16 protein-coding genes are annotated in these 16603 nt (G+C 66.3%); 11 read left to right on the top strand and 5 right to left on the bottom strand.

What is annotated here, in order from left to right:
- The first annotated feature begins 21 nt into the window (after positions 1–21).
- The 11 genes from gspD (at position 22) to gspN (ending at position 10451) form a co-directional block, all read left to right on the top strand.
- Positions 22–1950, top strand: a complete 1929-nt coding sequence (gspD, locus tag M6689_RS05040) for a type II secretion system secretin GspD (protein WP_298268590.1) — start codon at positions 22–24, stop codon at positions 1948–1950.
- Complete coding sequence (gene gspE / locus M6689_RS05045) at positions 1947–3509, top strand: type II secretion system ATPase GspE (RefSeq protein WP_298268593.1); 1563 nt, start codon at positions 1947–1949, stop codon at positions 3507–3509. Before gspD ends, gspE begins: the two co-directional genes overlap by 4 nt.
- On the top strand, positions 3490–4701 hold the full coding sequence (gene gspF, locus M6689_RS05050) for a type II secretion system inner membrane protein GspF (protein ID WP_298268597.1): 1212 nt from the start codon (positions 3490–3492) through the stop codon (positions 4699–4701). The genes gspE and gspF overlap by 20 nt, the downstream gene beginning before the upstream one ends.
- 152 nt (positions 4702–4853) lie before the next feature.
- Positions 4854–5297, top strand: coding sequence for a type II secretion system major pseudopilin GspG (gene gspG / locus M6689_RS05055; protein WP_298268600.1), 444 nt, complete (start codon positions 4854–4856; stop codon positions 5295–5297).
- Between the two features lies 1 nt (position 5298).
- Positions 5299–5868 carry a prepilin-type N-terminal cleavage/methylation domain-containing protein gene (locus tag M6689_RS05060; protein WP_298268603.1) on the top strand — a complete coding sequence of 190 codons (570 nt, stop codon included), beginning with the start codon at positions 5299–5301 and terminating at the stop codon, positions 5866–5868.
- Positions 5865–6242 carry a prepilin-type N-terminal cleavage/methylation domain-containing protein gene (locus M6689_RS05065; protein ID WP_298268606.1) on the top strand — a complete coding sequence of 126 codons (378 nt, stop codon included), beginning with the start codon at positions 5865–5867 and terminating at the stop codon, positions 6240–6242. Before M6689_RS05060 ends, M6689_RS05065 begins: the two co-directional genes overlap by 4 nt.
- On the top strand, positions 6220–6843 hold the full coding sequence (locus M6689_RS05070) for a type II secretion system protein GspJ (RefSeq protein WP_298268609.1): 624 nt from the start codon (positions 6220–6222) through the stop codon (positions 6841–6843). The genes M6689_RS05065 and M6689_RS05070 overlap by 23 nt, the downstream gene beginning before the upstream one ends.
- Positions 6840–7763 carry a type II secretion system minor pseudopilin GspK gene (gspK, locus tag M6689_RS05075; RefSeq protein WP_298268612.1) on the top strand — a complete coding sequence of 308 codons (924 nt, stop codon included), beginning with the start codon at positions 6840–6842 and terminating at the stop codon, positions 7761–7763. The genes M6689_RS05070 and gspK overlap by 4 nt, the downstream gene beginning before the upstream one ends.
- A complete protein-coding gene (gene gspL, locus M6689_RS05080) occupies positions 7763–9070 on the top strand; it encodes a type II secretion system protein GspL (protein WP_298268615.1) in 1308 nt (435 codons plus the stop codon). The genes gspK and gspL overlap by 1 nt, the downstream gene beginning before the upstream one ends.
- Positions 9067–9612, top strand: a complete 546-nt coding sequence (locus tag M6689_RS05085; protein ID WP_298268617.1) for a general secretion pathway protein GspM — start codon at positions 9067–9069, stop codon at positions 9610–9612. Before gspL ends, M6689_RS05085 begins: the two co-directional genes overlap by 4 nt.
- Entirely contained in the window at positions 9609–10451 is an 843-nt protein-coding gene (gene gspN, locus M6689_RS05090; RefSeq protein WP_298268619.1) for a type II secretion system protein GspN, read from the top strand. Before M6689_RS05085 ends, gspN begins: the two co-directional genes overlap by 4 nt.
- A gap of 162 nt (positions 10452–10613) precedes the next feature.
- On the opposite strand, the gene M6689_RS05095 is transcribed toward gspN, so the two are convergent.
- The 5 genes from M6689_RS05095 to M6689_RS05115 form a co-directional block, all read right to left on the bottom strand.
- Positions 10614–11147 (bottom strand): HlyD family efflux transporter periplasmic adaptor subunit, encoded by a 534-nt coding sequence (locus M6689_RS05095; protein ID WP_298268621.1) that lies wholly within the window; start codon positions 11145–11147, stop codon positions 10614–10616.
- A gap of 84 nt (positions 11148–11231) precedes the next feature.
- Positions 11232–13100: a peptidase domain-containing ABC transporter gene (locus M6689_RS05100; RefSeq protein ID WP_298268622.1), complete on the bottom strand. Its 1869-nt coding sequence runs from the start codon at positions 13098–13100 to the stop codon at positions 11232–11234.
- 189 nt (positions 13101–13289) lie between these two features.
- Positions 13290–14570, bottom strand: coding sequence for a M48 family metallopeptidase (locus tag M6689_RS05105; protein WP_298268624.1), 1281 nt, complete (start codon positions 14568–14570; stop codon positions 13290–13292).
- Positions 14571–14583: 13 nt separating this feature from the next.
- The gene (locus M6689_RS05110; protein ID WP_298268627.1) at positions 14584–15327 is read right to left on the bottom strand and encodes a DNA-binding protein; all 744 of its coding nucleotides are present in this window, start codon (positions 15325–15327) and stop codon (positions 14584–14586) included.
- A 118-nt stretch (positions 15328–15445) separates the two neighbouring features.
- Complete coding sequence (locus M6689_RS05115; protein WP_298268629.1) at positions 15446–16555, bottom strand: general secretion pathway protein GspE; 1110 nt, start codon at positions 16553–16555, stop codon at positions 15446–15448.
- Positions 16556–16603 lie beyond the last annotated feature (48 nt).

Below are 16603 nucleotides of genomic sequence, written 5' to 3' on the forward strand. Positions count from 1 at the left end.
CCGTGCAACCCGGAGGGATTCGTGATCACGCGCATCGGTTCAAGGCTCGCCACGGCGGCGCTCCTCCTCTCGCTCCTCGCCCCCGTGCCGGCGCTGGCGAAGGGGGTCATCCTCAACTTCAACGACGTCGACATCGCCACCATGGTCAAGTTCATCAGCGACCTGACCGGCAAAAACTTCGTCATGGACGAGCGGGTGAAGGGGAAGATCTCGGTCTATTCCCCCTCGAAGCTCTCGACGGAGGAGGCGTTCAACGTCTTCACCTCGGTGCTGGAGCTCAAGGGGTTCACCGTCGTCCCGGCGGGGAAGGTCTACAAGATCCTGCCGACGGCCACGGCCAAGCAGGCGGGGATGCGGCTCCTCACCGAGAAGGAGCGGCTCCCGGTGAACGACGCCTACGTGGCGCGGGTGATCTCCCTTGAGCGGATCTCCTCCCAGGAGGCGGTGGCATTTCTCCAGCCCATCGTCTCCAAGGATGGCTACATCGCCTCCTTCGGCGCCAGCAACATGCTCCTGGTGGTCGATTCGGCCCTCAACATCCGGAAGCTGACCGGCATCCTCGCCCTCATCGACACCCCCCAGAAGCGGGAGGGGGCCGAGCTCATCTTCCTCAAGAACGCCGCCGCCGACAGCGTCGCCAACGTGATCCGCGAGTGGCTCGGAAGCAAGGACCGGCCCCCTCGCGCCGTCATCCCCGGGCAGGCGGCCCAGGCTGCCACCACCACCCCCTCCGGCGCCCTCATCGTCCCCGACTCCCGGCTCAACGCCCTCATCATCTTCGGCTCCGAGCGGGACAAGGAGGACATCAAGAAGCTGATCGAGCTGGTCGACGTCACCCCGCCGACCGCCAGCAGCAAGATCAACGTCTACTACCTGGAGAACGCCGATGCCACGGAGGTGGCCAAGGTCCTCGACTCCCTCATCAAGGGAACCCCCGCCATCCCCGGCCAGCCGGCGGGGACGGCGGCCCCGGTGCAGTCCGCCTTCGAGGGGGGAAAGATCTCCGTCACCCCCGACAAGGCGACCAACTCCCTCGTCGTCATGGCCTCCCCGGCCGACTACCAGAACCTCCTCCAGGTGATCCAGAAGCTCGACAAGCGGCGCCGTCAGGTCTTCGTCCAGGCGGTGATCGCCGAGGTTTCCCTCGACAAGCTGAAGGATGTGGGTGTGCAACTCGGCATCACGGGGGGGGGAGTCAGTGGAAATACCGCTGGGGCAGGCGCTTTCGATCCGTTCAACTTCATTGGCTCAACCGATCCGGCCCAGGTGGCCATCTTCACTGTCCTGAAGAGCCTCGCCTCCAGCCCCGGATCAAACATCCAGATCGCCGGTAATCTCAGAGCACTGATTACGAACGGCGCGATCAACGTCCTCTCCACCCCCAACATCATGACCTCCGACAACAAGGAGGCGGAGATCTTCGTCGGGGAGAACGTGCCGTTCCTGACCCAGACCAATCTCAGCTCAACGGGACTTTCCCAGCAGTCGATCGAACGGAAGGACACCGGCATCACGCTGCGCATCACCCCCCAGATCAGCGAGGGGGAATACGTGAAACTCGATATTTACCAGGAAATTTCTGCGGTCAAGGATCCGAACAACAAAGGTGCCGCTGCCGACATCACCACTACCAAGCGGTCGGCCAAGACCTCCATCGTGGTGAAGGACAAGGACACGGTGGTGATCGGCGGTCTGATCCAGGACCAGGACACGGAGACGGTCAACAAGATTCCGATCCTGGGCGACATCCCGCTCCTCGGCTGGCTCTTCAAGACCAAGTCGTCCCGGCGGCAGAAGACCAACCTGATGATCGTCCTCACCCCCCGCATCGTCCGCGGCGGCGAGGAGATGGCCGAAGTCACCTCTCTCCAGAAGCAAAAATTCGGTGAGGCGCTGAAACTGGACGCCCCGTTCGACCTCGACCGGGAGCTTCACCTCGAAAAGAAATGACCGACACGACCGACATGGAACAGCTCGCCCGGCGGCTCGGGATCCCGTTTGTCACCGAGATCGAGGAGGGGGAGGCCGATCCGGCCATCCTCGGCCGGCTCCCCCTCGCCTTCGCCCGGGGACGCCTCGTCCTGCCGCTGCGGGAGCGGGACGGGAGGCTCGTGGTGGTGACCGGCAACCCGGCCGACCTGGCAGCCATCGACGAGGTGCGGGGCGCCTACGGGATGCCGGTGGAGCTGGCGGCGGCGCCGGCCCGGGTGGTCCTCGACGCGGTGAACCGCCTCTACGCCCGGGTCGGGAGCACGGCCCAGGAGGTGGTGGAGGAGCTGGAGGGTGAGGACCTCTCGGTCATCGCCACCGAGCTCTCGGAGCCGAAGGACCTCCTGGACCTCACCGAGGAGGCGCCGGTCATCCGGCTCCTCAACTCCATCCTCTCCGAGGCGGTGAAGGAGCGGGCGAGCGACATCCATATCGAGCCCTACGAGCGGGAGCTGGAGGTCCGGTTCCGGATCGACGGGATCCTCTACAAGAAGCTCGCCCCGCCGAAGGTGGTGCAGGACGCCCTGGTCTCCCGGGTGAAGATCATGGCCGGGCTCAACATCGCCGAGAAGCGCCTTCCCCAGGACGGCCGGATCCGGGTTATCGTGGCGGGGCGCGACGTCGACATCCGGGTTTCCATCATCCCGACCTTCTTCGGCGAGCGGGTGGTGCTGCGGCTCCTCGACAAGCAGAAGGGGATCATCTCGCTTGCCGCCATCGGGATGTCGGAGACCGGGGTGAAGGCGATGGAGCGGCTCCTGTCGCGCACCAGCGGCATCGTACTCGTCACCGGCCCCACGGGGAGCGGCAAGTCGACCACCCTCTACGCCTCCCTCAACTGGCTCAACTCCCCCGAGAAGAACATCATCACCATCGAGGACCCGATCGAGTACCAGATCAAGGGGATCGGCCAGATCCAGGTGAACCCCAAGATCGAGCTCACCTTCGCCCAGGGGCTGCGGGCCATCCTGCGGCAGGACCCGGACATCGTCATGGTGGGGGAGATCCGGGACGCCGAGACGGCGGAGATCGCCATGCAGGCCTCCCTTACAGGGCACCTGGTCCTCTCCACCCTCCACACCAACGACAGCGCCACCGCCATCGCCCGCCTGGTCGACATGGGGATCGAGCCGTTCATGGTGGCCTCTTCCCTCTCGGCGGTCCTGGCCCAGCGGCTGGTGCGCCGCATCTGCCCCCACTGCCGGGAACCGTACACGCCGGAGCGGGAGTACGCCGGCATCACCCTCCCGCCCACCCTCTACCGGGGCAAGGGGTGCGAGAAATGCTTCGGCCTCGGCACCCTGGGGCGGGTCGGGATCTACGAGCTCCTTCCCGTGGACGGCGAGATCTGCTCCATGATCATCCGGCGCACAGCGGCGGGGACCATCAAGGAGTACGCCATCTCCAGAGGGATGCGGACCCTGCGGGAGGACGGCCTCGCCAAGGCGGCCGCCGGCATCACCACCATCGAGGAGGTCCTGCGGGTGACGCAGGAGGAGTATGCCGACCTTCCGGTATAGCGCCTATACGGCCGCAGGACGCGAGACCGCCGGGACGGTGGAGGCGGAGAGCCTCAGGGAGGCCCGGCTGCGGCTCAAGCACGACGGCCTCTTCCCCCGGGAGCTGGCGCCGGCCGAGGAGGAGGTCCGGGGTCCGGCCCGGAGCCTCTTCGGCAGACGGGTGGGGCTCGCCGAGCTCTCCCTCGTCACGCGGCGGCTGGCAACGCTCGTCGCCTCCCAGGTGCCGGTCTTCGAGGCGGTCACCACCCTCTGGGAACAGGAGCCGGCCAGCGAGCTGAAAAAGGCCCTCGGCCGGGTCCGGGAGCGGCTGGCGGAGGGGGGGAGCCTCTCCCGGGCCCTGGCGCTGGAGCCCCGGCTCTTCAGCGAGAGCTACGTCAGCATGGTGGCCGCCGGCGAGGCGAGCGGCGCCCTGGACGCGGTCCTGGAGCGGCTGGCCCAGTTCCTGGAAGAACAGCGGGCCATCAAGGGGAAGGTGACCGCCGCCCTTGCCTATCCGCTCCTCATGACCGTCGTGGGGGGAGGGGTCATGCTCTTTCTCCTCGCCTTCGTCATCCCCAAGATCGTCACCATCTTCCAGGACAACAAGGCGGTACTGCCGCTCATCACCATCGTCGTCATCAAAACGAGCAGCTTCATCCGCGGCTTCTGGTGGGCGCTGCTGATCGCGGCGGCAGTCCTGGTCTGGCTCTACCGGCGCCTCATGACGCGGGAGGAGCACCGCCTGCGGCGCGACCGGCTCGTGCTCCGCCTCCCCCTGGCGGGGCCCCTTGTCCAGCGGCTTCTCCTCTCCCGCTTCGCCAAGGTGCTGGGGCTGCTCCTCGCCGCCGGGGTCCCGGTAATCCGGGCGCTGGAGATCACGGGGGACGCGGTGGTGAACCGGGAGTACCGGGGGGCCCTCCACGGCATCGCGGCGGAGCTGGCCGAGGGGGGAAGCCTCTCCGGGGCCATGAAGAGCCGCCACCTCTTTCCGCCGCTTCTCGTCCACATGGTGGCGGTGGGGGAGAAGGGGGGGGAGCTGGAGGGGATGCTCGACAAGGCGGGAAGCGCCTTCGAGCGGGAGTTCGAGTCGGCGGTGAGCTCCGTCATGTCGCTTCTGGAGCCACTTCTCGTCCTCGCCATGGGGCTTGCCGTCGGCATCATGGTGGTGGCGGTGCTGCTGCCGATCTTCGAACTGAACCAGCTGATCAGATAGGAAACGCGCCTTTTCCGCAATCTCTGCGTTGGGCTTCAGGATTACTTGTGCGGCGTAGCGCTGCTACGCCTCCGCGCAATCCCTTGCCCGCCTTGACCTTGCGAAAAAATCACGTTTCCAGGTAAGGTAACAAAACAGGGAGGTTTTCCGATATGAACAACAAACCCATGAACAACCGCGGCTTCACCCTCATCGAGATCATGGTCGTCATCGCCATCCTGGCGCTGCTGGCGGCGCTGGTGGCGCCGAGGCTCATCGGCCGCTCCGAAGACGCCAAGATCACCGACGCCAAGGTCCAGATAAAGAACCTGGAGACGGCGCTCAAGCTCTACAAGCTTGACAACGGCGTCTACCCCTCCACGGAGCAGGGGCTGGCGGCGCTGGTCGCCAAACCGACGGTCGGGGTGATCCCGAAGAACTATCGGGAGGAAGGATACGTGGAGAGCAAGAAGGTCCCCCAGGACCCGTGGGGAAACGACTTCGTCTACCTCTCCCCCGGCGAGCATGGCGACTATGACCTCTGCTCCTACGGCGCCGACGGCGTGAAGGGGGGCGAAGGGAAGAATGCCGACATCGAGAGCTGGAATCTGCAGTAGCGTGCGACGTTCAGCGTGCGACGCGCAACGCAACTTCAGGACCGTCTTTCGCGCGTCTCCCGTCCCGCGTCCCACGGACCACGGCTTCACCCTGATGGAGCTGGTGGTGGTGATCGCCGTCCTGGCCCTGGTGGCGGCCATCGTCCTCCCGCGGCTCACGGTGAGCCGCGCCGTGGAGCTGAGACGCTCGGCACGGACCCTGGCGGCCACGATCCGTTACGTCCAGGACCGCGCCATTACGAGCAAGACCCCATACCGGATGCGGATCGAGATCGGCACCGGCACCGTCAGGGTGACGAAGCTCTCCGCCGCCGGCACGGAGGTGGCGACGGGGGATCCCTCCCTCGACCGCCCGCTCCTGGCGGAGGATGTGACCGTGGCCGATGTCCTCACCCAGCGGGGGGGGAAGCTCACCGAGGGGGAGGCGGTGCTCCGCTTCGACCTGGGGGGACTGGACGACTTCGCCGCCATCCACCTGAAGAGCGTCGACGGTGCCACCGTCACGGTCATGGCCCTCCCCTCCTCGGGGAAGGTGACGGTGGCCGACGGCTACCAGGAGGAACCCCGGTGACCCCGGCCCCCGCCGCAGCGGCACGGAGAGGCGACCACGGCTTCACCCTGCTGGAGGTGATGGTGGCCCTTGCCATCATCGCCGGCACCGTCTTCACGGTGATCAGCGCGGTGAACTACCACCTCTCCATCATGGCCCGGGACCGGGACGAGACCGCGGCCGTCCTCCTCGCCCGGCAGAAGCTGGACGGGCTGGAGGAGGAGAAGGAGCTCCCCGAGCACTCGAACGGGACCTTCGCCCCGGCCCATCCCGACTACGCCTGGGAGATGGCGGCGGTGCCGACGGAGATTCCCGGCTTCCGCAAGGTGACCCTGACCGTTTTCTGGGAGGCGAAAAGAAGGAGCGTGGCGTTTGTCCGGTATCTCCAGAAATAGGGCGACGCCGGCGGGAGGATTCACCCTCCTGGAGCTGCTGGTGGCGCTGCTTTTGCTGGTCATCGTCGCCGGCGCCCTCTACAGCAGCTACTTCTCCGTAGTCCGGGCCCGGGAGCGGGCGGAAGAGGGGAGCGAGGAGCGGCGGGAGCTGCAGGAAACCCTCGACCGGCTCCACCGGGAGCTCGATGCCGCGTATTACCAGGGAAGCGACAAACGGACCCGCCTCGTGGTGGAGGACCGGGACAGCTACGGTAAGCCCGCCTCGACCCTGGAGTTCGTGACCGTCGCCCCCCCTGCGGCCGACGGGCGCCCCGCCTCGGACCTGGTGGCCGTGAAGTACGCCATCAGGGAGAAGGAGGGCGCCCTCACCCTCACCCGGGAGGCGACCGATCTCTACGGCAGCGTGAAGCCGATTCCCTACCCGCAGATGGAGAGCATCCGGAGCTTCCTCGTGGAGTGCGACGACGGGAGCCAGTGGGTCCGGAGCTGGGACACGGCCCTCAACCCGCGGCTTCCGAAGCGGCTCCGGATCACCATCGCCGTCAGGGAGGGCGAGAAGACGGTGGAGTTCGCCACCCTCGCCCGGCCGAGGATGCGATGAAGGGAACGGGAAACGAGCGCGGCTTTGCCCTCGTCCTCACCCTGGTGGTGACGGCGCTCCTGGTGGCGGTGGCGGCGGAGTTCATCCACCAGGTCTACGTGGAGACCTCCCTCCACCGCAACTTCCTGAACCTCCAGCAGGCGAGCCTCATGGCCCAGAGCGGCGTCACCGGCGGGGTCGAGCTGGTCCGCAACCTGCGGCTCGCCGGCGACCAGGCCCCCCCCCTGCTGCAGGTGATGGCGAAGCCGCTGGAACTGGAGGACGAGAAGGGGCACATCTCGGTGACGATGGAGGAGGAGGACGGGAAGCTGAACCTGAACTCCGTCACCCTCCCCAACGGTCAGCCCAACGACTTCTTCGACCAGGCGGAGCAGCGGCTCCTGAAGCGCCTCGGCCTGCCGGCGGCGCTCCACGACACCCTGGCCGACTGGGTCGACGAAAACGACGACCCCCGCCCCGACGGCGCCGAATCGGCCTACTACCAGGCGCTCCCGGCGCCGTACCTCCCCCGGAACGCCCCTTTCGCCACCTTCGGCGAGCTGACCCTGGTCAAGGGGGTCACCCCGGCGGTGCGGGACGCGCTTCGCCCCTACGCCACCGTCTACGGCACGGCGGGGGGGAGCATCGACATCAACACCGCCCCGACGGCGGTCCTTCTCGCGCTGGACGACGACATGACCGAAGGGGTCGTCAAGGGGATCGACGACCGCCGCCGCACCACCCCCTTCAAGACCAGGGGGGAGGTGGCCAACCTCCCGGGGATGGAAGCAATCGCCCAGCGGCTCGGGACCAGGATCGACGTGAAGGGATTCACCTACCGCTTCGTTTCCACCGCCACCGTGGGGGACGCGAAGCGGGTCGTGGAGGCGGTCTACACCTTCGATGGGGCACCCCGCTACCTCTACTGGAGAGAGTATTGATGACCTACCTGATTCTCGAATGGACCGGCACCGAACTCCTCGCCAGCCGCTTTCTGCAGCGGCGCGGCGAGTTCCTCCTCCAGGGGAGGGAGCGCCGGCCGGCCGGCGACGAACACGCATTCGGCGAGGCCCTCCGGGCACTCCCTCCCCCCGGTGACGACTGCCGGGTCGTCCTCGCCCTCCCCCTGTCCCACCTCTTCGCCCGGGAGATCGAGCTCCCGATCCGGGAGCGGCGCAAGCTCCGGGAGGTGCTCCCCCTGGAGCTGCGGGGCGAAACGGTGCTGGAGACCGAAGAGCTCGTCTTCGACGGCCTGCCGCTGGAAGAGGGGAAGGTGCTGGCGCTCTGGGGGCGGAAGCGGGAGCTGGCCCTTCACATCGCCGCCGCCGCGGCAGCCGGCTTCGAGCCCGAGGTGGTGACCGCCGCCCCCCTTTCGTGGGGACTCCTCCTCCCGGAGGAAGGGGGGACGGGGACCGTGGCCCTGACCGACGGAAGCGCCCTCGCCCTCTTCCGCGACGGGGCCCCCCTCTTCTATCGTCCCCTCACCGAGGGGAGCGCCGAGATCGGCCAGACCCTGGCGGCCCTGGAGCTGGGGCGGGGGATCACCGTGGAGCGGCTCTGGTACTTTGGCCCCTTTGCCGGGGAGGAGGCCCCGGAGGGGATGGCCGCCGCCCCCCTCCCCGTTGCGTCCTCCCTCGCCGCCGGGTTCGGCGACGATCCGGGCGCCGCCCTGGAGGGGGCCGGTGCCTGGGGAGTCGCCCATGCGGTCGCCGCGGCCGAGGCGGTCGATTTCCGCAGCGGCGAGCTCGCCTACACGAAGGGGAGGGAAAAGGCCCTGAAACGCCTGCGCCTCCCCGCCATCCTGGCGGCGCTTCTGCTCCTGCTCCTCGTGGCCGACGCGGTGCTCCGCTACACGCTGGTGCAGCGCGATCTCAAGTCCCTCGACGCCTCCATCGCCACCCTCTACCGCGAGCTCTTCCCGGGGCGCAAGATGGGGCCCGATCCGGCGGCGGAGGTCCGGGCCGAGATCCGCAAGCTCGGCGCCGGCAGCGGCGGCGGCTCGGTCCTCGGCACCCTGAACGGGCTTGCCGGCGCCAAGGGAGACGACATCGCCGGCCTCTACGAAGTGGAGATCGACGGCACCCGGCTCCGGGCCAAGGGGGACGCCCGTTCGGCCCAGGCGGCGACCGCCTTCCGGGACCGGCTCGCCGGGCTCTTCGGCACGGCGGAGCTGGGACAGATCACCTCCAAACCGGACGGCAGCGTCAGCTTCACCCTCCGGGCGAGCATCAAGGAGGGGGGACGATGAACCCGTTCGACCGCATCCGCACCGCCTATGTCACCCTCTCCCCCCGCACCCGTCTCCGGGCGGGGTACGGGGTGATTATCCTTCTGGCCGCCGCCATCGCCTGTTCGGCCGTGGCGGACCGAGTCGCCGCCCTGGAGCGGAAGCGGCGGCAGCGGGAAGGGGATCTCGTGGAGATGATGAGCCTGAAAGGGCGCCTCCTGGAGGCCCGCGCCCTCTCCCAGCGCTTCACGAACCGCCTCGCCGCCACCCGCGGCGACGACACCCCGGCGAAGATCGTCGAGGAGACCGGGATCAAGGGGAAGTCGCTTCGGATCACGCCGGTGAAGGGGGAGGAACGGCCAGGCTTCGTGGAGGATGCCGCCGAGGTGAAGATCGAGGGGGTCAGCGCCAACGAGGCGGTCAACCTCCTCTACCGCCTCGAAAAGGGACCCCGGCCGGTGATCGTCCGAAAGGCGCTCCTGAAAACCCGCTTCGACGACCCCTCCCGCCTCGACCTGACCCTCACCGTGGTCCTGCTGAAGGCCGCCCCGGGGGGACGATGAACCACCGCAGGATTCTTCTCGCGGCGGGGGGGAGCGTCGCCGCCGTCGCCCTCACCCTCGCCTTCACCCTCCTCCTGATCCCGTCCCGCGAGATCGAGGGGGTGGTGACGCGGCTTCTGGCCCGGGATGGGTACACCTTCCGGGCCGCGCGGTTCGGCAAGGCGTTTCCCCTCGGCGTCTCCGCCCGGGGGGTGACCGTCGCCGGAGCCCGCGGCGAGCTGCTGCGTCTCGACCGGGCGACGGTCCGCCTCTCCCTCCTCCCCCTCCTGGCGGGGCGGGTGAGGGTCTCCTTCGCCGGGGAGATCGGCCCGGGGCGGATCGGGGGGGAGGCGTCCCTGCGGGGTAGCGGCCCGACCCGCGCGACCATCACCGGTGTCCGCCTCGAAGATATCCCGTTTTTCCGCAGCGTGACCGGTGCCGACGCCAAGGGGCTCCTCACCGCCGCCCTCTCGCTTCGGGGAAGCGGCCCCGCCGCCGCGGGGGAGCTGAAGCTGGAGGTCGCGGGGGCCGACCTGCGGGGGATGAAGATCGGCGAGACCCCCCTTCCCGACGCCCCCTACGACACCATCCGGGGGATGCTCCGCCTCGGCGGCCGCCGGGCGACGATCGACAGCTTCACCCTCCAGGGGAGGGAGCTCTACGTGCGGCTCAAGGGAGAGTTCCCCCTCACCGACCCCGTCGGCACAGCCCCCCTCAACCTGACCCTGGAGCTGATGCCGAAGCCCGAGCTCCTCGACCGGCAGAAACTCGTGTTCGCCCTCCTGACCAGGTACCTCGTCACCCCGGGTCATTATCAGCTGCCGATCCGCGGCACCCTGGCCAAGCCCCTTCTGCAGTAGGATCCCCCCGTCACAACACGAGTCTCCCTGCGGCCACCTGTCGATCCAGCGCTGCGGCGAAGCCCCCATATCTCCGACAAAACCAAAGGTATGTGCGAATATGGGGTCTAAGCTGAATGGCTTGGGCCCATATTTTGTCACAGAAGCGGATGACGGCGGCAACTACCGCTCTCGCCCCGCTTCCTGGAACGCCTTGCTCACTGGCGAGAACAGGTACTCCAGCACGGAGCGGGTTCCAAGCTTTATTTCCGCCGCGACCTGCATACCCGGCGTCAGCTTATGGGTTTTGCCGTCGGTGACGAGTTGCTGACTGGAAAGCGTGACGATCGTTTTGTAGTGTAGCCGTGAATCGCCTATACCATGGGCGCTTTCCCCCTTCTCCGGAGCGATTGCAGAGCCATTACCATCGCTCGCATCAGCGCTGACTTGTTCTACCAAGCCATCAATCATGCCGTATTTTTGGAAGGTGTAGGCGCTAAGCTTAAGCTTCACCTCCTGGTTGGGCCGAACAAAACCAATATCTTCGTTAGTGACCCACACCTCCGCCTGAAGTGGCTCATCAAGCGGCACCAGCGTCATGAGGATCGTTCCGGGATTCACGACGGTGCCTGCCGTATGGGTGGCAAGATCCTTGACGACGCCGTCCTGGGGTAGATCCTGCCGCACTACCGCGAGCAGGAGAAGGCCTACGAACAACTTTTGAAAGACGGGCACGTGGCAAGGCTAAGCAGCGGGAGCGTATCGAGAAGGAGCAGGACCTCAGGTCCCAGGAATTCGTCATCAAGAGCCAATCTCGGCAAAGCCGGCGTGGGGGTTGGCGTAGCTCAGGTTGTCGTAAATCGTGCCGGCAAAAAGGACCGTCTCCTGGGGGACCACGCCGAAGATGCTCCGCAGTTCGTTGGCCGACATGTGGCGGATGTCGCCGCCGTCGATCCTGATCTGGCCGTCGGTCGGCTGATAGAACCCGAGGAGAAGCTTGGCGAGGGTGCTCTTGCCGCACCCTGACGGCCCCATGAGGACACTCAGGTGCCCCGCCTTGAAGGTCAGATTGAGGTTGCGGTAGAGGTAGGGGTGCTCGCTACTGTACCGGAAGCTCACATCCTTCAACTCGATGGTGCCCCCTTTCTGATTGTTGGCCCTGGCGGGGGTGAGGGCGTAGGGCTCGGCGGGCATGTCCATCACATCGCCCAGACGCTTGACGGCGATATCGGCCTGCTGGAACTCCTGCCACAGCCCCACCAGCCGCAGCAGCGGCTGGCTCATCCGGCCGGCGAACATCTGGAAGGCCACGAGCTTGCCGATGGTGAAGCCGTCGTTGCGCATGACGAGAAGCGCCCCCACCACCAGGATGGCGAGGGTCATCGCCTGTTCCAGCGCGTTGGCGACCACGTTGTAGGTATTGGAGAGCTGGCGGGTGGAGAAGCCGGCGGCGAGGTAGGAGGCGAGATAATCGCCGTAGCGCTGTTCCAGGACGGGCTCCATCTGCAGCGACTTGACGGTGCTCATCCCCGAGACGTATTCGGTTACGAACGCCTGGTTGCGGGCGCCGAGCATGAACTGGTTGTTGAGCTTCGCGCGGAAGACCGGGGTGACCAGGACGCTCAGACCGGCGATGAGGCCCATGACCCCGAGGGCGATCAGGGAGAGCTGCCAGCTGTACCAGAACATGACCGCCAGGAAGATGACCAGAAACGGCAGATCCAGGACAAGCGTCACGGCGGCGCCGCTTACGAACTGGCGGATGTTCTCCACCCCTTGCAGACGCGCCACCAGCGTACCGGTGGGGCGGTGCTCGAAGTACGGGATGGGCAGGCGGAGCAGGTGCCGGAACACCTGGCTCCCGAGGACGGCATCGATGCGGTTTCCGGTGTGCAGCACGAGATACTGCCGCAGCCAGGTCATGATCCCGCTGAAGACCATGAAGAGGAGCATTCCCGTGGCGATGACGATCAGGGTGCTCTGGGTCTGGTGGACGACGACCTTGTCGATCACGACTTGTGCAAAGAGGGGAGTGGCGAGGCTGATCAACTGTATAACGAGCGACGCCAGCAGCACGTCGCGCCAGATGCGTTTGTGCTTCAGCAACTCGGGAATGAACCAGCGGAAACCGAACCGTTTGGCATCATTCGCTACAGCAGTCTCGCCGTCTGCGGCATTGGCGGGTTCGACACGAGAGACCAACATGATCTCCAGCGCGAAATGATCTGCCAGCTCGTGGCGCATGGCGGTTTCAGGGGACTGTGATCCGGCACGAAAATAGAGAACCCGATCACCGTCAACTATGACGATGAGGACCGGCTTGATGGCAGGGGGAATTGCAGCAGACGGCGAGAGTTGCTCTCCCTCGGATATTTTGGTGGAAACTTCAGCTTGCTTCAGAAAACCGATTGCCGGCAGTGGAAAATCGACAAGGCCATTGCCGGCGGTCAGCCGTTCAATCGCTCCGACCTTGAAGCCGAGAGTATTGAGTGCGGTCTGCAGCGTAGCCTTTGAGCACGGCGGCGGAAACTGACGTTCGATGAGCACCGGGTCGAAGGGAATGCGGTGCAGTTGGCACATGCTGCCGAGCACCCAGAGGAGATCGGTACCTTGAAAATACTTCGTCCCATCGTTGCGCTTGGTTGTTATGGCGGGTTTTATTCCTTTCAAGCAAACCTCACACGGAAGGCCCATCAATCCCTGGTACAAAAAATGCCCATTTCCGCTGAGCTTCACTGCTCACAGGACATGGGCATTCGCCCTTCCGACAAACCATCCATGATTTAAAACCGCATTATGTGTATAGCCGACGAAGGTTAAGCTATATTCACAATAGGCTATTTGTCAACTATTTTTTCATTAATCAATTCGCAATTCCTGTTCTCCATTCGCATCTACTTTCGGTAGTGCCATCCCCCGCAGCCGCCGCACCCGCTCCACCACCGGCGGATGGGAATAGTAGAACGCCGCATAGAGCGGGTGGGGATGGAGGTTGGAGAGGTTCTCGGTGGAGAGCTTCACCAGGGCCGAGGCGAGTCCTTCCGGGTCGCCGGTGAGCCCGCAGGCGAAGCGGTCCGCCTCCCGCTCGTGGCGCCGCGAGAGCCAGCTGGAGAGGGGGGTGAGGGGAAACGCGGCAATGGAGGCGAGAAAGCCGGTGATGACGAGCCGGGCGGCGAAGGAGGCCTCGGGAAGGCCGATGAGCCCGGGGAGACCCTCCCACCCCGTGAGTTTCCAGACGAGCCACGAGGCGGCCAGGGCCCCGACCTGCGTCAGGATCAGCCGCCGGCGGATGTGCCCCTTCTTCCAGTGGCCGATTTCGTGGGCGAGGATCGCCAGGATCTCCCGGTGGTCCATCTGGGCGAGGAGGGTATCGTAGAGGACGATCCGCTTCACCCGGCCGATGCCGGTGAAGTAGGCGTTGGAGTGGCGGCTGCGCCGGGAGGCGTCCACCTGCATCACCCGGCTGACCTTCAATCCCGCCCGCCGGGCCATGGCGCGGATCTCGTCCTCCAGCCCCGGGTCGGTGACCGGTTTGAAGGTGTGGAAGAGCGGCTCGATGAGAACGGGTGACAGATACATGAGGACGAGGGAGACCGCCGCGAAGAAGAGCCAGACCCAGAGCCACCAGAACCGCTGGCTCCACGCCACGAGGGCGAAGGCACCGGCCGTCAGGAGAGAGGTGAGGATCAGGGAGAGAAGGGTCGTCCTGGCGAGGTCCGCCAGCCAGAGCCGCACTCCCGTGGTATTGAAGCCGTAACGGCTTTCGAGCCGGAAGGTGCCGTAGAGGCTGAAAGGGATGGCGAGAAGGGTCTGGGCGACGGTGAGGATCAGGAAGAAGAAGACGCCGGCGACGACGAAGGAGGCGCCGAGGGAGGCGAGCCACCGGTCGTAGGCCGACAGGATGCCGCCGTAGAGAAAGGCGAGGAGGAGGGCACCGTCGAAGAGGGTCTCCGCCACTCCGAGGCGGCTCTGGTCGATGGTGTAGGAGACGCTCTTGCGGAGCGTCCCCGGCTCCACCGCCCCCTCGAATCCCGGGGGGACGGTGGAGCCGTGCCTTTTCAGATGACAGAGGTTGAGGGCGCGGAGCCAGAGCCCCGCGACGAGGGTGGCGAGGTAGGCGGCGGCGAGAAGAATGCCCATCGCAACCGCACCCTCAGTGCTTGACGCTCCCTTCTTCCACGATCACCTCGTATTTGTACCCGCCGCCGAAGTTGCGGTCCTTCCGGAGGGTGCCGGAGATGGTGACCACCTCCCCCACGGCCGGGAGATCATGGGAGGTGACGGTCAGGTCGTGGGTTCCCTTCTTGACCTCACCGGAGCCGTCCTGGAGATGGATCCAGTTGCGGTCCATGATCTCGGCGGAAACCTTCGTCACCTTTCCCCGCACGACCACCTTCTTGCCGTCGAGTTTCTCCTTCAGCCGATGAATCTCGGCCACCGTGTACGCATTGGGCCCGGAGGCCTTTTCGACCGAAATCTTCTCCGCCGGAACCACCACGCTCCCCTTGCTCCCCGGCGAGGGTTTCCCCGTGGTCGCGGCGGCTTTCGCTGCCACCCCTTCGGAGAAATAGATGCTTTCGAAGGTGCGCTTGAGCCCCTTGCTCTGGAAGTTCTTCATCTCCATCCCGGGCTTGAGGGAGATCTCCCGCCCCACCTCGACGGGGGTCTCCGGGATGGCGGCCCAGCGCTTCTTGCCGTCCTTTTCCAGGCAGATGTAAGTGTACCCACCCATGTTCGCGGTCTCGACGACCTTTCCCGACAGCGGGGTGAACTGGACCCCGGTCCCGGCAGCCGCCCCTCCCCCGGCAGAGGGGGCCGCCATGTGGCTGAATCCCCGGGCCGCGAGGGGGGTGAGCGGCAGGAGAGCGAACACGAAGAGGCGAAGCAATGCTTTCATAGATGACTCCTTGCAGGATTGATGGTCGCGGCCGCCGCCACGCCCTTGCAACAGACTACCGGCTTCACGGAAAATTCACAACCTCTTTTCCTCCCCGGCGGACGGCCCGCCGGCCGCATCAGGTCATGAGGATCTTGTTCCTGAGGATCAGGATCTCGAACGCCATAATCCCCTTGCGGGCAATGCTCCGGAACTGTTCGAGCCCCGCCCCGAGCCGGTCCGGGTCGTCGGCGGCGCAGAGGACCGCCACCACGCGCCGTTTCATCACCATCGGCACGAGGAGCACCCCCCGGGGCGCCCCCCCCAGGGCATCGAAAAAGCGCCGGTTGGCCGGCGTTTCAGGCGCCGCCCCGAGAAAGATCCCCCGGTCCCGCACCACCGTCTGGAACACCGACGGCTCGTCGAGCCCGATCCGCAGCTCATCGAACCGTTCAAGCCGCTCCCCCCGGGCGTAGGCCTCCCACCCCTTCACCATCTCCCCCGCCACCACGCAGAGGGCGGCCCGCTCGCACAGGCCTGCCCCCCATCCGACGAGGGCCGCGGCCACGGCATCCCGGTCCCGGGCATCGGCCAGCTCCTGGGAGACGGCATCGACCCCGCACCGCTCCAGCGCCTCGGCCCGGGCGGCCTCCCCACCCTCCCCGCTCCAGGGATAGAAATCGGCCTCGCTACCCTCCAAGGCGGAGAAGTCGACCACCTCGCGGGGAGAGGCCGCCACCACGTCGGCCGGGGTGGCCTGGTAGGAGCAGACCCGTCTTCCCCCCAGCTCCTTGGAAACCGGCAGGTAGCGGATCTCCCGCTTGATCCCGTAATACTTCTCCAGCGCCGCAATGAGCCGGATCTCCGGGGTCACCATCGGCTGAACGACGTAGCCGGTCCGAAACGCGATCTCGTCGATGGCCGGGAGGTCCGAAGGATCGGCCATGGCGATGCTCAGCCTCCGCCCTTCGAGCCGCAGGGGGACGAGGCGGTAGCTTTCGGCCATCTCCTCCGGGATGAGCGAGATCACCTCCGGCGGGACCTCCATGAGCTCCCGGGGGTCGACGTAGGCGACCCGCAGCTGGCGGCTGAGCATCCGGGCCAGTTCCTCCTCGTCGAGGCACCCCATCTCGATGAGGTTCGTGCCGAGCTTCCCGCCGAAGATGACCTGGCTTTTCAGGGCGTCGTCGAGGGCCGCCGGGGTGACGAGTCCGGCCTTGACCAGCATTTCTCCAAGCTTGATCGGCATCGGTTTCCTTTCGTATCAAAATAACGGGGCGCGGAGGCCCCGCGGGGA

The organism is Geobacter sp. (assembly GCF_027327745.1).
In the GTDB taxonomy this organism is placed as follows: Bacteria; Desulfobacterota; Desulfuromonadia; order Geobacterales; family Geobacteraceae; genus Geobacter.

Excerpts from the sequence above, each read along its gene's own strand:
- M6689_RS05105 (WP_298268624.1), bottom strand. The coding sequence starts at position 14,570 with ATGGGCATTCTTCTCGCCGCCGCCTACCTCGCCACCCTCGTCGCGGGG.
- gspK (WP_298268612.1), top strand. The coding sequence starts at position 6,840 with ATGAAGGGAACGGGAAACGAGCGCGGCTTTGCCCTCGTCCTCACCCTG.
- gspL (WP_298268615.1), top strand. The coding sequence starts at position 7,763 with ATGACCTACCTGATTCTCGAATGGACCGGCACCGAACTCCTCGCCAGC.
- gspF (WP_298268597.1), top strand. The coding sequence starts at position 3,490 with ATGCCGACCTTCCGGTATAGCGCCTATACGGCCGCAGGACGCGAGACC.
- gspN (WP_298268619.1), top strand. The coding sequence starts at position 9,609 with ATGAACCACCGCAGGATTCTTCTCGCGGCGGGGGGGAGCGTCGCCGCC.
- gspG (WP_298268600.1), top strand. The coding sequence starts at position 4,854 with ATGAACAACAAACCCATGAACAACCGCGGCTTCACCCTCATCGAGATC.
- M6689_RS05085 (WP_298268617.1), top strand. The coding sequence starts at position 9,067 with ATGAACCCGTTCGACCGCATCCGCACCGCCTATGTCACCCTCTCCCCC.
- M6689_RS05115 (WP_298268629.1), bottom strand. The coding sequence starts at position 16,555 with ATGCCGATCAAGCTTGGAGAAATGCTGGTCAAGGCCGGACTCGTCACC.
- M6689_RS05110 (WP_298268627.1), bottom strand. The coding sequence starts at position 15,327 with ATGAAAGCATTGCTTCGCCTCTTCGTGTTCGCTCTCCTGCCGCTCACC.
- gspE (WP_298268593.1), top strand. The coding sequence starts at position 1,947 with ATGACCGACACGACCGACATGGAACAGCTCGCCCGGCGGCTCGGGATC.